Origin of the sequence: Thalassobius vesicularis (assembly GCF_004799325.1) — a bacterium.
GTDB lineage: Bacteria > Pseudomonadota > Alphaproteobacteria > Rhodobacterales > Rhodobacteraceae > Thalassobius > Thalassobius vesicularis.
Map to the genome: position 1 here is coordinate 1 of NZ_SSMD01000007.1, position 14409 is coordinate 14409.

Consider the following 14409-nt stretch of genomic DNA (forward strand, 5'->3'; position numbering starts at 1 on the left):
AACCGCTTGTCAGTGCGATCCGCACCGCATCTGCCCGGAATTCATCCGTCCTTGTCGTTCCCATAGCTCGTCTCCTTTGTTGCAATTAATGCTATCAAAGGAGCGGCATCAAACCGTGACAGGTCCACGTTGTCTCCGCAACGCTAGCGAGATTTTCGAGGCGGGTCTAGCGCCGCTACAGGACTATAGCGGGGCGGACACGAATACCATCCACACAGTGTGGACTTGTGGAGTACGTTTCGCTGCGATCCGCGTGAACGGCCAGTTTAACGAAGCTGCACTGCGGCGACCAGGTGAATTGCGAATGGCAGGTAAGGGCCGAAATCGGCCAGATCACTTTTGGCGTAAAGCGGTCATTCGCGGTGGTTGCAATGTTTAGTCGGAGATGGGCGGAGGTCATGCTGGCGCGGGTTCTGAAGCCGTTTTCATATTGTTGAAAGTCAGCAAAAACATTTCAGCTCTAATTCGATAAAACCATAAGGCGCGAAAAGATCGGCTTCTAGCTATGGTTGCTTTGCGCCCATTTGGCATCATCAGATTGCGGAGTGCTGCAGTTGGATGTAGCCTCTCAAGCAACAAAAACATACCGCATATTTTCATAAGGTTACCCGCGATAGTCATGAATCAGAGCTCACACAACTCCTTGGTTTCCTTCATCTGGCGCATCGCCGACGACTGCTTGCGGGACGTGTACGTTCGCGGCAAATACCGCGATGTCATTCTGCCCATGGTCGTGCTGCGCCGCCTTGATACGCTGCTGGAGCCTACCAAGGACGCCGTCTTGGAAGAAGTCCGGTACCAGAAGGAAGACATGGCTGCGACCGAGTTGGACGATGAGCCGCTCAAGGACGCATCGGGCTACGTCTTCTTCAACACCAGCCAGTGGACCCTGAAAAAGCTCCACGGCACCGCCACCAACAACCAGCAGATCCTGCTCGCCAACATCGAGGATTACCTCGACGGCTTCTCCGACAACGTCAAAGAGATTATCGGCCGCTTCAAGCTGTTTGAACAGATGCGCCACATGGCCGAGAAGCAGGTCCTGCTCGACGTCATCGAGAAGTTCGTTTCTCCCTGGATCAACCTGACCCCGCACGACATCGAGGACCCGGAGGGCAACACGCTGCCCGGTCTGTCGAACCTCGGCATGGGCTATGTCTTCGAGGAGCTGATCCGCAAGTTCAACGAAGAGAACAACGAGGAAGCCGGGGAACACTTCACCCCGCGTGAGGTGATCCACCTCATGACGCATCTCATCTTCGACCCGATCAAGGACCAGCTGCCCCCGGTCATGACGATCTACGACCCCGCCTGCGGTTCAGGCGGCATGCTGACCGAGGCGCAGAACTACATCAAGGACCCCGACGGCCCGATCCAGGCGCGGGGCGACGTCTATCTCTACGGCAAGGAGATCAACGACGAGACCTACGCGATCTGCAAGTCGGACATGATGATCAAGGGCAACAACCCCGAGAACATCCGCGTGGGCTCCACCCTTTCGACCGACGAATTCTCGGCCAACCGCTTCGACTTCATGCTCTCCAACCCGCCCTACGGCAAAAGCTGGAACAGCGAGGTAAAGTACATCAAGGACGGCAAGGACGTCATCGACACCCGCTTCCAGGTCGATCTGGCCGACTACTGGGGCAAGGTCGAGACCATGGACGCCACGCCGCGCTCCTCGGACGGGCAATTGCTCTTCCTCATGGAGATGGTCAGCAAGATGAAGCCCACGGGCACCAGCCCGCTCGGCTCGCGCATTGCCTCCGTCCACAACGGCTCCAGCCTGTTCACCGGGGATGCGGGCAGCGGGGAATCCAACATCCGCCGCTTCATCATCGAGAACGACATGCTGGACACCATCATCCAGCTGCCCAACAACCTGTTCTACAACACCGGCATCACCACTTACATCTGGCTCCTGTCCAACGCCAAACCCGAAGGACGGCGCGGGCGGGTCCAGCTGATCGACGCCAACCTCCTGTACCGCAAGCTGCGCAAGAACCTTGGCGACAAGAACTGCGAGTTCTCGGACGAGCACATCCAGGCCATCACCGATGCCTTCCTCGCCTTCGCCCCCATCGAGCGCGAGATGGACGCCAACAACGATCCCACCGGCATCGCCGTGCAGGTCTTCGACAACGCGGACTTTGGTTACCACAAGGTCACCATCGAACGCCCGGACCGTCGCCGTGCGGCCTTCAGCGCCGAACGCCTCGCGCCGCTGCGCTTTGACAAGTCTCTGCGCGAGCCCATGGAATGGCTCTATGGCGAACACGGCGATCAGGTCTACCAGCCGGGCTTCCTCAAGGAACAGACCAAGGCGATCATCGCGTGGTGCGAGGAAGCAGGCATCACCCTGAACGCCAAGGCGAGGACCAAGCTGCTCGACACCAAGTGCTGGGTCAAGCTACGCGACCTGCTGGCCACGGCGACCCGGATCATGCGCGATGTGGGCACGGAGGAGACCGACGATTTCAACGCCTTCCGCAAGGCGGTGAACGCCGCGATCAAGGCGCGCAAGATCAAGCTGGGCGTGACCGAGAAGAACGCCATCCTGAACGCGGTCAGCTGGTACGACGAGACCGCGAAAAAGGTCATCGCCAAGAAGCACAAGCTGACCGGCGCAGAGGTCGCGGAGCTGACCACCCATCTGGGCTGCGCGGCGGAGGATCTGGCCGATTTCGGCTGGTACCGGCAAGCGGACGGCAGCTACCTGACCTACGAGAGCACCTCTGACCTGCGCGATGCGGAAAGCGTGCCGCTAAAGGACGACATCCACCGCTACTTCCTGGCGGAGGTGAAGCCGCATGTGAAGGAAGCCTGGATCAACCTCGACAGCGTCAAGATCGGCTACGAGATCAGCTTCAACAAGTACTTCTACCGCCACAAGCCGCTGCGCAGCCTCGAAGAGGTCACGCAGGACATCCTGGCCCTGGAAGAAAAGGCCGACGGGCTGATCGCCGACATCCTTGGTGTCGAGGTCGCGACCAAGCTGGAGCCGGCGGAATGAACATCGCGGCATATCCGAAGTATGACGACTACAAGGAAAGTGGCTTTACCCCGGTGGGTGAAATTCCAACCCATTGGACGTGCTCAAGGATTCGTCACGCGGCAGAAATCTCACCTTCCCGGAGGCTTGACGGAAACACCGGACGCGAGGAGCAGGTCGTCTTTCTGCCTATGGAGGCCGTTGGAGATAATGGCCAAATAGATCAATCGAATATCAGGCTGTCCCGTGAAGTCTCAGAAGGGTTTACCTATTTCCAGAGAGGCGATGTGGTCATGGCGAAGATCACTCCCTGCTTTGAGAATGGCAAAGGAGCCTACCTGAAAGAGCTTTCAACCAAATATGGTTTCGGCACGACCGAGCTCCATGTCATGCGCCCGAGGGAAGTTACGGGCGAATTCCTATATTACTTCCTCAACAGAAGCGCATTCCGGACCTACAGCGAAGTCTTCATGGTAGGTAGTGCAGGTCAGAAACGTGTTTCCACGGACTTCTTGAAGAACCAGCTGATACCAATCCCCCCACTCCCCGAACAACGCGCCATCGCGGCGTTTCTGGATGGGAAATGCGGGACGATTGATGAGGCGGTGCGGATCAAGGAGGAGCAGATCAGGCTGCTGGCCGAGCGCAGGCAGATCCTGATCCAAGAGGCCGTCACCCGCGGCCTGAACCCCGACGCCCCCATGAAGGACAGCGGCATCGACTGGATCGGCCATATCCCCTCGCATTGGGATGTTCTTCCGTTAAAATATATCGCTGCGCTGCGTAGTGGCGATACCATTTCGGCGGAGAGCTTCACAGAAGCTGGGTATCCAGTCTACGGAGGCAATGGATTTCGGGGCTTCACATCCAGATATACACATCGTGGGCATTTCGCGCTGATCGGTAGACAAGGCGCGCTGTGCGGCAATGTGAACTATGCCGATGGCGAGTTTTTTGCCTCCGAACACGCGATCGTAGCGACGCCGAAGCGTCAAATCAAAACGGTTTGGCTTGGTGAGATAATCCGATGCGCGAACTTCAACCGTCTATCTCAGTCGGCTGCGCAACCCGGAATTTCTGTCGAGGTTATAGGCAATCAACGGCTGCCCCTGCCTCCTCAGTGCGAGCAGCAGCCTATTGTCGATTACGTCGAGCGCGAGGCGGGGAAGATCGACGCTGCACTTTCTCTGAAGCAGACACAGATTTCCGCATTGCGGGAATACAAGACGAGCTTGATCAACGCGGCGGTGACTGGAAAGATCAAGGTATTGTAAGCGCCCGACCCCTGATCGGGGCGGGGCAGAGACTCATTTGAAAGCAAAGCCATGAATATCGCGGTCAGCAATACCAAGGAAATCGCCCTCGAACAGGCCATCGAACGACGGCTCTGCGGCGCGAGCTCCGAAGAGCTGGCCGCCGGGGCCGCTGCCGAGACCGGCCCATTCCGCATCGGCCAACCCTCGGACTTCGATGCGACCCTCGCGCTCGACCGTGCCAAATTCTGGGAGTTCCTCGAGACCACGCAGTCCCAGGACCTCGACAAGCTCAAGAAGAACAGCCCCACCGACTGGCAGGCCAAGATCACCGGCCAGCTCGACAAGCTGATCAAGAACAAGGGCCTGCTCCACGTCCTGAAAAAGGGCCTGCCCGTCGACAACGCGCATTTCCACCTGATGTACCCGGCGCCGCTGGCAAGCTCGGCACAAAAGGTCCACGACAATTTCGCCGCCAATATCTGGAGCGTGACCCGGCAGGTCCACCACAGCACCGCCAACCCGAATGAATCGGTGGACATGGTCCTGTTCCTCAACGGGCTGCCGCTGGTGACGCTGGAGCTGAAGAACGCCTGGACCCACCAGACCGCCCGCCACCACGGCCAGAAGCAATACCGCGAGCGTGACACGAACCAGACGCTGCTGCGCTTTGGCCGGGTGCTGGTCCACATGACCGCCGACACCGACGAGGTGTGGATGGCGACGAAGCTGGCCGGCGCCTCGACCTTCTTCCTGCCGTTCAATAAGGGCCATAACGAGGGCGCGGGCAACCCGCCGAACCAGAGCGGCCACAAGACGGCCTATCTGTGGGAAGAGGTTCTGCAACCGGAGAGCCTCGCCGGGATCATCCAGCATTTCGTGTTGCTGGAGGGGAAGGCCACCGACCCGCTGGCGAAGAAGACGCTGATCTTCCCGCGCTACCACCAGCTGAACGTGGTGCGGAAGCTTTTGTCCCATGCGGCAGAGACGGGCGTGGGGCATAGCTACCTGATCCAACACTCCGCCGGTTCGGGGAAGTCCAACAGCATCACCTGGGCCGCCTACCAGCTGATCGAGACCTACCCGGCGAAGATGGGCCTGCCGGGGGCGAAGGCACTGGACGCCCCGCTGTTCGATAGCGTGATCGTCGTGACCGACCGCCGGCTGCTGGACAAGCAACTGCGGGACAACATCAAGGACTTCTCCGAGGTCAAGAACATCGTCGCCCCGGCGCTGAAGTCGTCGGACCTGAAGGCGGCGCTGGAAAACGGCAAGAAGATCATCATCACGACGATCCAGAAGTTCCCCTTCATCATCGACGGGATCGCAGACCTGAGTGACAAGCGCTTCGCCGTGATCATCGACGAGGCGCACAGCGGCCAGAGCGGTATCGCCAGTGACAAGATGAACCAAGCGATGGGCGCCGACCCAGACGAGGTTGATGCGCAAGACAAGATCCTCGCCGCGATGGAGGCGCGCAAGATGCGGGGCAATGCCTCCTACTTCGCCTTCACCGCCACGCCCAAGGCGATCACCCTTGAGAAGTTCGGGGAACGACAGCCCGACGGCCGCTTCCTGCCTTTCCACCTGTACAGCATGAAGCAGGCGATCGAGGAGGGCTTCATCCTCGACGTGCTGGCGAATTACACGACGTACAAAAGCTACTACGAGATTCAGAAGTCCATCGAGGACAACCCCCTGTTCGACACGTCCAAGGCTCAGAAGAAGTTGCGTGCCTACGTCGAAAGGAGCCAGCAGACGATCAACACCAAGGCCGAGATCATGGTCGATGACTTCATCGACAACGTGGTCAACCCGAAGAAGCTGCGCGGCAAGGGCAAGGGGATGATTGTCACGCAGAATATCGAGATGGCGATCAGGTACTACAAGGCCGTCCAGACGGAGCTTGCCAAGCGCGGCAATCCCTTCAAAGCACTAATAGCATTCTCGGGTGAGAAGGAGGTCGATGGGGTCAAGTACACCGAAGCCGAGATGAACGGCTTTCCCGAGGATAAGACTCGCGACTACTTCCATGGTGTCGACAAGGACGGCAAACCCATGAAACTGAATGGCGAGAGCGTTGAAAACGCTTTCCGACTTCTGATCGTCGCGAACAAGTACCTGACGGGCTTCGATCAGCCGAAGCTCTGTGCGATGTACGTCGACAAGAAGTTGCAGTCGGTGCTGGCGGTCCAGGCCCTGTCGCGGCTGAACCGGTCCTCGCCGAAGCTGGGCAAACGGACCGAGGACCTGTTCGTGCTCGACTTCTTCAACTCGACGGAGGACATCAAGGCTGCCTTCGACCCGTTCTTCACGGTGACGACCCTTTCCGAGGCGACGGATGTCAATGTTCTTCATGAGCTGAAGGCGTTCATTGACGATGTGGGCGTGTACGAATGGTCCGAGGTCGAGGAGTTCTGCAACCGGTTTTTTACCGGTGAAGATGCCGAAAAGCTGAGCCCGCTTATCGACGTCGCGGCGGATCGCTTTAACAATGGCTTGGAACTGGAAGATCCCGACAAGATCGATTTCAAAATCAAAGCCAAGCAATTCGTGAAAATTTACGGCCAAATGGCAGCAATCATGCCTTTCGAGGTCCTGGCGTGGGAGAAGCTTTTCTGGTTCCTGAAATTCTTGGTGCCAAAGCTTCATATCCAAGATCCGAGCCAAGATGCGTTGGACGAGCTTCTCGAGTCTGTCGACTTGTCGTCATATGGACTGGAGCGCACCAAGCTGAACCATTCTATCGGACTGGATTTTTCGGAGGCCGAATTGGACCCCCAGAATCCCAACCCTCGCGGCTATCGCGAAGGAGACGCGCAAGAAGACCCGCTAGAAGAGATCATCCGTAGCTTCAACGAAAGATGGTTTCAGGGGTGGAGCGCGACGCCCGAAGAGCAACGTATTAAGTTTCTGAATATTGTCGAAAGCGTTCAGGCGCATCCGGACTTTCAAGAGAAATTTGGCGACAATCCCGACCCATACACTCGTGACCTAGCATTCAATAAAATCATGGCGGAAGTCATGCTTCAGCGACGCAAAGAGGAACTGGAGCTATACAAACTCCATAGCCAAGACGAAGCCTTTAAGGCCTCCTTCTACCAGAGCATCAAACAATTGCTCCAGAGCGACACTGCGAGCTGGTAGTTAGAATTTAACCCGAAATAGACTTGGAGGGTTCGATAGCCGCACCTCCACGCGGGCACAGCGTCATTGCCGAAAGCATGGCGAAGCAGTTCAAGCGAGACAGCCTGGCCTTGTTGGGTTTTTTTCGCTGCAGATCGACAGCGGAATTGTGGATGGCCACGGAAAGCCAAAATTCAGCTTCCATGCTCTTCGACATGCGGCGAAATCATTGTTCATTGAGCAGAACTGACCACCAAAGAAGGCCCAAGTTCTGTTGGGGGATCTTCTTTGCCATGACGATGTATGTCTGTAGGCATCTATTCGACAGTCCCGAGGACGATGTCGCATCGTTTTCCAAAATGCAATCGGATCTCTTGGTTGCCTGAAGCGCCCCCTATCGGCCACTAGAAATACGGCCCGGCTCGAGCGCCAATGGGTTGTTTAATGCCCTTACAGATACGGCGGGGTGCAAGCCGAGATCACCATCGCCGGCCTATCGCCGACATTCCTGAAGCGGTGTGGTTCTTGCGAACTGAACAGATACGCGTCTCCGGTCTTGAGGATGCGCGAAGTGGTCCCCACGATGACCTCAAGTTCTCCTGCAATGACCACGCCACCTTCGTTGCCGAAGTGTTCCAACATGGTTTCGCCTGTATCTGCGCCAGGCTCATAGGTTTCGTGCAGAATCTGCAGATTGTTCGTGCGCGCGTCGCCGACTTGTTTCAGAGAAATCCGTCCGCTGATCGTGTCATGCTCTCGATAGATGCGAGACGTGAGGTCGCGGAATGAGTTCGGTGTAAAGAAAACCGCACCGTCATCGGGGGCGTCGGGCTCAAAGAATTCGGACATTCCAATGCCGAGTCCGCCCAGAATTTTGCGCAAAGAGGAGACTGAAGGGCTGCTCTTGTTCGTTTCGATCATGGAAATTTGACCATGTGGAACGCCGGCCGCATCTGCGAGCTGTCGCTGCGATAGCCCGCTCGCAATCCTGAGCTCCTTAAGCCTGTTGCCTACATCAAATTCAGACATTTTGCCCCCGATGTTCCCAGATGCCGCAAATTCACAACCTTTTTGTCCAAGGTCAACAAAATCTGTTGCTCAAAAATTTGAGCAGCAATATCGTGAATTTGATGAATTAGGAGGAATCAAAATGACCATTGCTGAAAAACTCAAGGAACGTCGGGACCAGGCCGTGGCGCAGGGTGTTGCAACGCGGGGCATTTACGCGGCGCGCGCCGAAAACGCCGAGCTGTGGGATGTGGACGGCAAGCGCTATATCGATTTTGCCGCCGGTATTGCCGTGAACAACACCGGCCATCGCCACCCGCGCCTGATGCAGGCGGTGGCGGCTCAGGCCGAGGCGTTCACCCATACCTGTTTTCACGTCGCGCCATACGAAGGGTATGTGCGTCTGGCCGAACGTCTGAACGCGGCGACACCCGGGGATTTCGTCAAGAAGACGATGTTGGTTACCACGGGCGCAGAGGCTGTTGAGAACGCGGTGAAAATGGCGCGGGCCTATACTGGGCGCTCGGGTGTGATCGCTTTCAGCGGCGCCTTTCACGGACGCACCCTGATGGGGATGGCCCTGTGCGGCAAGGTCGTTCCCTACAAGCGCGGCTTCGGCGCCATGCCGCCCGAGGTCTATCACGCGCCCTTCCCGAACACCTATCATGGTGTGACGGCAGAGCAGAGCATTGCGGCGCTCGAAGGATTGTTCAAATCCACGATCGACCCGACGCGCGTTGCCGCGATCATCATTGAACCTGTGCAGGGCGAGGGAGGTTTCAACATCGCCGATGCCGGGTTCCTAAGACAGCTGCGCCAGATCGCTGATACCCACGGCATCGTGCTGATCGCAGACGAAGTTCAGGCCGGCATGGCCCGCACAGGCAAGCTGTTTGCCTTTGAACATGCAGGTGTCGCGGCTGATCTGGTGACGATGGCCAAGGGGCTGGCGGGTGGCTTCCCGCTGTCCGCCGTCACCGGCCGCGCCGAGATCGTGGATGCCGCCCCTGTCGGCGGGATCGGCGGAACCTATGCGGGCAATCCGCTGGCCGTTGCCGCCGCCAATGCGGTTTTGGACGTGATCGAGGACGAAGACCTGTGCGCACGTGCCACCTGGCTGGGGGATGTCATCAAATCCCGCCTGCACACCGTCGCAGATCGCCAGGGGATGGAGATGATCGGGGATGTCCGCGGTCTGGGCGCGATGGTTGCGTTCGAGCTGGTGACCGACCGCACCAGCCGTACGCCGGATGCGGCACTGACCCAGAGGATCGTCGCAGAAGCCGAACAACGCGGGCTCATCATACTGCCCTGTGGCACGTACGGGAACGTCATCCGCCTTCTGCCGCCGCTGACCACGCCCGAGGGGCAGGTGGCCGAGGCGTTGGACATTCTCGAAGCGTCGATCGAGGCCGGAGCGGCCCAAGTCGCCGTCGCTTGAGTTGGAGGGCACCATGCAGCCAAATTTCATTGCCGGTCGCTGGGTGAGCGCAGAAACCGCCGCCGAAAACCGCAACCCATCCGACCTTTCGGACCTGATTGGTCACTATGCCAGCGGAACGCCGGAGGACGTGGACCAAGCGGCCCAAGCTGCGGCTATGGCGTCGAAGACGTGGGGGCTCTCTAGCCCGCAAGTGCGCGCGGATGCGTTGGAGCGGATCGGTGCCGCTATCCTGGCTCGCAAAGACGAGCTGGGGCAAATGCTGGCGCGCGAAGAGGGCAAGACCCTGCCCGAGGCCATCGGCGAAACCGTCCGGGCGGCGCAGATCTTCAAGTTTTTCGCGCAAGAGGCCGTTCGGATCGCAGGAGACGCCATCGACTCGGTCCGCCCGAATGTCGATGTCATGGTGACTCGGGAACCGGTGGGTGTGATTGGCTTGATCACGCCTTGGAACTTCCCGATCGCTATCCCGGCGTGGAAGATTGCTCCGGCCCTGTGCTACGGCAACTGCGTTGTGTTCAAGCCTGCGGATCTGACGCCGGGCACGGCCCATTTGCTGGCACAGATCATTGCCGAGGCTGGTTTACCCGATGGTGTGTTCAACCTCGTCATGGGGGCCGGGTCGGTCGTTGGTCAGGCAATTGTGCAGCACCCGCTGATCCAGGCGATCTCGTTCACGGGATCGGTTCCTGTCGGGCGCGCTATGGCGGTCGAGGCTGCCAAGGGCCTGAAAAAGGTTCAGTTGGAAATGGGCGGCAAGAACCCGATGGTCGTGATGCAGGACGCCGACTTGCCGCTGGCGATCGAAGCCTGTCTGAATGGTGCCTTCTACTCGACCGGACAGCGGTGCACGGCCTCGTCCCGGCTGATCGTGCATCGCGCGATCTATGACGAGTTTTGCGACCAGCTGATAGCAGCGACAGGGGAGTTGAAAGTGGGTCATGCTCTGGAGCACGGCACCCAGATCGGGCCGGTGGTTTCCAGAAAGCAGTTGGAATCGAACCTGTCCTACGTCTCTCTGGCCGCTCAGGAAGGGGCCGACGTGATCGGGGGCGAACAGCTCAACGCCTCGACCGAGGGGTTCTTTCAGCGCCCCGCCATCTTCCGAAATGCTCGGAATGACATGCGCACCAGCCAAGAGGAAATCTTTGGCCCCTGCGCCAGCGTCATTCCCGCCGACGACTTCGATCACGCGCTGGCCTTGGCGAATGAAACGGCGTTCGGGCTGTCCTCGGGGATTTGCACCGGCAGCCTGAAATACGCGCGCGAGTTCCGGCGCAAATCCGAGGCGGGAATGGTGATGGTCAACCTGCCCACGGCGGGTGTCGACTACCATGTGCCGTTCGGCGGGCGCAAAGGGTCCTCGCTTGGCTCGCGCGAGCAGGGACGCCATGCGGCCGAGTTCTATACCTCGGTCAAGACAGCTTACAGCTTCGCGGGGTAGGGCGATGAAAGACGCAATCCTTTCCATCAATCCAGGCACCACGACGACGCGCTGCGCTGTCTACGCGGTCAGCGAGGGGACGATTTCCCTGCTGGCCGAGGCCACGCTGGAGCATGACGAAACGCAAATGGCGACCTTCGCGTCGATCCCTGATCAGCTCCAGTTCCGTACCCGTGCGGTGCTTGAGTTCCTCGAAGGGGTGACGGGGTGTTTCCGTCTGGTGGCCTGCGCCGGGCGCGGTGGCATGTTGATGCCGGTGCCTGCCGGGGTGATCCGCGTGAACCGCGATCTGGTGACCTTTGCACTGCACACTCCGCGGCACCAGCATGCCAGCAATCTGGGTGCCCCGTTGGCGTATACGATCGGCCAAAGCCTTGGGGCCCCGGCCTTTGTGGTCGATCCGGTCAGCGTGGACCAGTTCAGCGATCTGGCGCGCGTTTCCGGAGTGCCCGAGCTGCCGCGCTTCAGCTTTGGTCATGCGCTGAACATTCGGGCCTGCGGTCGGCGGTTGGCGGCTGATCTGGGCAAACCCTTTGAACAGGTGCGCGCGGTGGTCGCCCATCTGGGGGCGGGGTTTTCGATCGCGGCGCTGGAGAATGGTCGGATCGTGGACAACACCAATCGGATGGAGGCGTCTCCTTTCACCCCCGAACGCGCGGGTGGTTTGCCGCCACTGGCCTTGATCGACCTGTGCTATTCGGGGCGTTTCACGAAGGACGAGCTGAAGCGTAAACTCTATGGTAATGGCGGTCTGATGGCCGCTCTGGGCACCAAGGATGTGCGTCGTGTCGAGGCGATGATCGAGGCTGGCGATGCCACCGCCGCGCTGTATTTCGATGCGATGCTGTATCAGGTCGCAAAGGCTATCGGCGCGATGGCCAGCGTACTCAACTACGATCTGGATGCGGTCGTTCTGACAGGGGGGATCGCGCACAGCTCGCGTGTGCGCGAGGTATTGACCCAACGGGTCGGCAGGATCTCCGAGATCGTAACCTATCCCGGCAGCGACGAATGCCGCGCCTTGGCCGAGGGCGCCGCCCGCGCCTTGGCTGGCCAAGAGCATGTGATCGACTGGGCCGATCTGGTTCGGAGTGCCGCAGAATGAGCGCTGTGCGCAGTTTCGATGAGCTGTCCGATGTTGTTCGGGCCACGGGGCCGGTCGTGGTTGCCATCGCCGGTGGCGAAGATCAGCAAGTCGCCGCAGCCCTTGCCATCGGGTTGGAGATGGGCCTGATCTTGCACGCAACGCTGACGGGGGATCCCGCGGCCATCCTTGCGTTGCTGCCGGCCAACGCGCACCACTCGGTGACGATCCTACCCGCCCAGAGTGCCGCGGAAATGGCCGCGCTCGCCGTGGCCGAGGTCGCCGCTGGCCGCGCGGACATCCTGATCAAGGGGGCCGTCGACAGTGGCGCTTACCTGAAGGCGGTGGTCAACCGGAGCACCGGCATCGCGCAATCCGATGTGCTGTCGAACATCACCATCGCGGCCATTCCCGGTTTGGATCGCCTGATCGGTGCCACGGACAATGGAATTGTGCCAGCCCCGACCTGCGGTCAGAAACGGGCGATCGTTCAGAACACCGTTCCCTTATGGCGTGGCTTGGGGGTGTCTGTGCCAAAGGTCGCCCTGTTGGCCGCAACCGAAAAGGTGACCCCGGCAATGCCTGCCACGGTCGATGCTGCCCAGATTGTAGGGCAGGGCATCGCAGGTTTCGAAGTGGCGGGGCCAATGGGCTATGATATGGCGATCAATCCCCGGGCTGCAAGTTTGAAGGGAGCCGGTGAAAACCGTGTGGCCGGGCACGCCGATCTGCTGCTGTTCCCCAATATCGAGGCTGCGAATGCGGTCGTGAAATCGTGGAAGTTTCACGCAAACGCGCAGACCGGCTCGATCGTGCTGGGGGGGCTGGTGCCGATCCTGCTGAACTCGCGCTCGGACGGTGCGCAGGCGCGGCTGAACGGATTACTACTCGCGATCACCATGCTCGCGGGGCAACGCGCCGGGCATTAAGCCTGGCGCAATGTCGCCCGATACCCCGAGGGCGTTTCCCCGAATGCCGCCTTGAACAGGCGCGAAAACTGCGCCTGTTCTGAGAAGCCGAACGTGTAGGCGATTTCGGCGATGGATTTTTGTGGCTGCGCTTCCATCATGTCTTTCGCTGCTAGCAGGCGGCGGTCCCGGATACGCTGCGAGACGGTGCCGTTCACGTCTTTGAACAGCTCGTGCAGGTAGCGTTTCGAGATGCCGCACTTGTCCGCGATCATGTCCGGTGACAGGTTGGGGTTTCTCAGGTTGTCGCGGATGATCTGCTCGACCCGCCGCAGGTGGGCTGCGCGGACAGACGACCCCGCGCCCGGATCTTCGACGCCGACTTCTTCCAGCGACAGCGACAGCAACTCCAGCAGGTGACGCGTCAGAACCGAGGTACTGCGCGGATCGTTTGCCATGTCCTGTTTGTGTACGCCCTGCACCATCGACGAGAACAGCGCCCCCATCCCCGAATACCCGTTCAGCACCTTCGCGCAGAAACGATCAGGGTTCGGAATGCGATCTGCCAGGGCTTGTCTGCCCACTTTCATGACGTACAAATCTGCGGCGCTTTCGTACGAAAACCGGTAGGGCTCGTCTCCGCGCTCCAGGATGAATCCACCCGGATCGCACCGCACCTCTTGCCCCAGCTGGCGGAAGACCACGGGACTCTTGAGGGGGATTGTGACGAGGTATTCTTCCTCCGTCGCGGATTTGATGTGGTGGGGGCGGCGCTCGAACTGAAGCGGCTCGGTTGACAGGCGAGAGACAGAGATCTGCCCCATCTGCCGGCGGGACAGCTGCCCTTTGAATGTCTCGGGCGAGCGAAAGTTCAGCTGCAGGGGGAAATAGGTCTCGGCAATGACCGAACTCCACATCGCGGCGCGTTGGGGCGCAGCGGCACTCTCGGTGGAAAACTGGGTCAATGTCATGACGAACCTCCCCTGTTTGCCTTGACTTTAGGAAGGCTAGGGGCCGCCGAACACGCTGACAAGCCCTTTTCCATTGGTTGCGCGGGCAGTGCGCTGAAATGCAAATCATTGCGCACTGTGGATCAAGACGGGGGCGCCACTTCCGGGCAGGTTGCTTCGAACAACAACGAGAAAGCCGTTTC

10 protein-coding genes are annotated in these 14409 nt (G+C 59.5%); 7 read left to right on the plus strand and 3 right to left on the minus strand.

Annotated features, from left to right (window positions below):
* Positions 1–619 precede the first annotated feature (619 nt).
* From E7681_RS14115 to E7681_RS14125, 3 genes are read left to right on the plus strand one after another with little or no spacing between them, the layout of a single operon-like run.
* The gene (locus E7681_RS14115) at positions 620–3013 is read left to right on the plus strand and encodes a type I restriction-modification system subunit M (RefSeq protein WP_136339961.1); all 2394 of its coding nucleotides are present in this window, start codon (positions 620–622) and stop codon (positions 3011–3013) included.
* Entirely contained in the window at positions 3010–4266 is a 1257-nt protein-coding gene (locus E7681_RS14120; protein ID WP_136339962.1) for a restriction endonuclease subunit S, read from the plus strand. Before E7681_RS14115 ends, E7681_RS14120 begins: the two co-directional genes overlap by 4 nt.
* A 51-nt stretch (positions 4267–4317) precedes the next feature.
* Positions 4318–7392 carry a type I restriction endonuclease subunit R gene (locus E7681_RS14125; protein ID WP_136339963.1) on the plus strand — a complete coding sequence of 1025 codons (3075 nt, stop codon included), beginning with the start codon at positions 4318–4320 and terminating at the stop codon, positions 7390–7392.
* A gap of 7 nt (positions 7393–7399) precedes the next feature.
* On the opposite strand, the gene E7681_RS14130 is transcribed toward E7681_RS14125, so the two are convergent.
* Both E7681_RS14130 and E7681_RS14135 read right to left on the minus strand, forming a co-directional pair.
* The gene (locus E7681_RS14130) at positions 7400–7588 is read right to left on the minus strand and encodes a hypothetical protein (RefSeq protein WP_136339964.1); all 189 of its coding nucleotides are present in this window, start codon (positions 7586–7588) and stop codon (positions 7400–7402) included.
* A 233-nt stretch (positions 7589–7821) separates the two neighbouring features.
* Positions 7822–8400, minus strand: coding sequence for a cupin domain-containing protein (locus E7681_RS14135; protein ID WP_136339965.1), 579 nt, complete (start codon positions 8398–8400; stop codon positions 7822–7824).
* 121 nt (positions 8401–8521) lie between these two features.
* Between E7681_RS14135 and gabT the strand changes: the two genes are divergently transcribed.
* The 4 genes from gabT to E7681_RS14155 are packed head-to-tail and all read left to right on the plus strand — an operon-like array spanning position 8522 to position 13277.
* Complete coding sequence (gene gabT / locus E7681_RS14140) at positions 8522–9820, plus strand: 4-aminobutyrate--2-oxoglutarate transaminase (RefSeq protein WP_136339966.1); 1299 nt, start codon at positions 8522–8524, stop codon at positions 9818–9820.
* A 13-nt stretch (positions 9821–9833) separates the two neighbouring features.
* Complete coding sequence (locus E7681_RS14145) at positions 9834–11264, plus strand: aldehyde dehydrogenase family protein (RefSeq protein ID WP_136339967.1); 1431 nt, start codon at positions 9834–9836, stop codon at positions 11262–11264.
* Positions 11265–11268: 4 nt separating this feature from the next.
* A complete protein-coding gene (gene buk / locus E7681_RS14150; RefSeq protein ID WP_136339968.1) occupies positions 11269–12369 on the plus strand; it encodes a butyrate kinase in 1101 nt (366 codons plus the stop codon).
* Positions 12366–13277 carry a phosphate acyltransferase gene (locus tag E7681_RS14155; RefSeq protein ID WP_168733220.1) on the plus strand — a complete coding sequence of 304 codons (912 nt, stop codon included), beginning with the start codon at positions 12366–12368 and terminating at the stop codon, positions 13275–13277. Before buk ends, E7681_RS14155 begins: the two co-directional genes overlap by 4 nt.
* Here the strand turns inward: E7681_RS14155 and E7681_RS14160 are convergent.
* Positions 13274–14227 (minus strand): AraC-like ligand-binding domain-containing protein, encoded by a 954-nt coding sequence (locus E7681_RS14160; RefSeq protein ID WP_136339970.1) that lies wholly within the window; start codon positions 14225–14227, stop codon positions 13274–13276. The genes E7681_RS14155 and E7681_RS14160 overlap by 4 nt on opposite strands.
* Positions 14228–14409 lie beyond the last annotated feature (182 nt).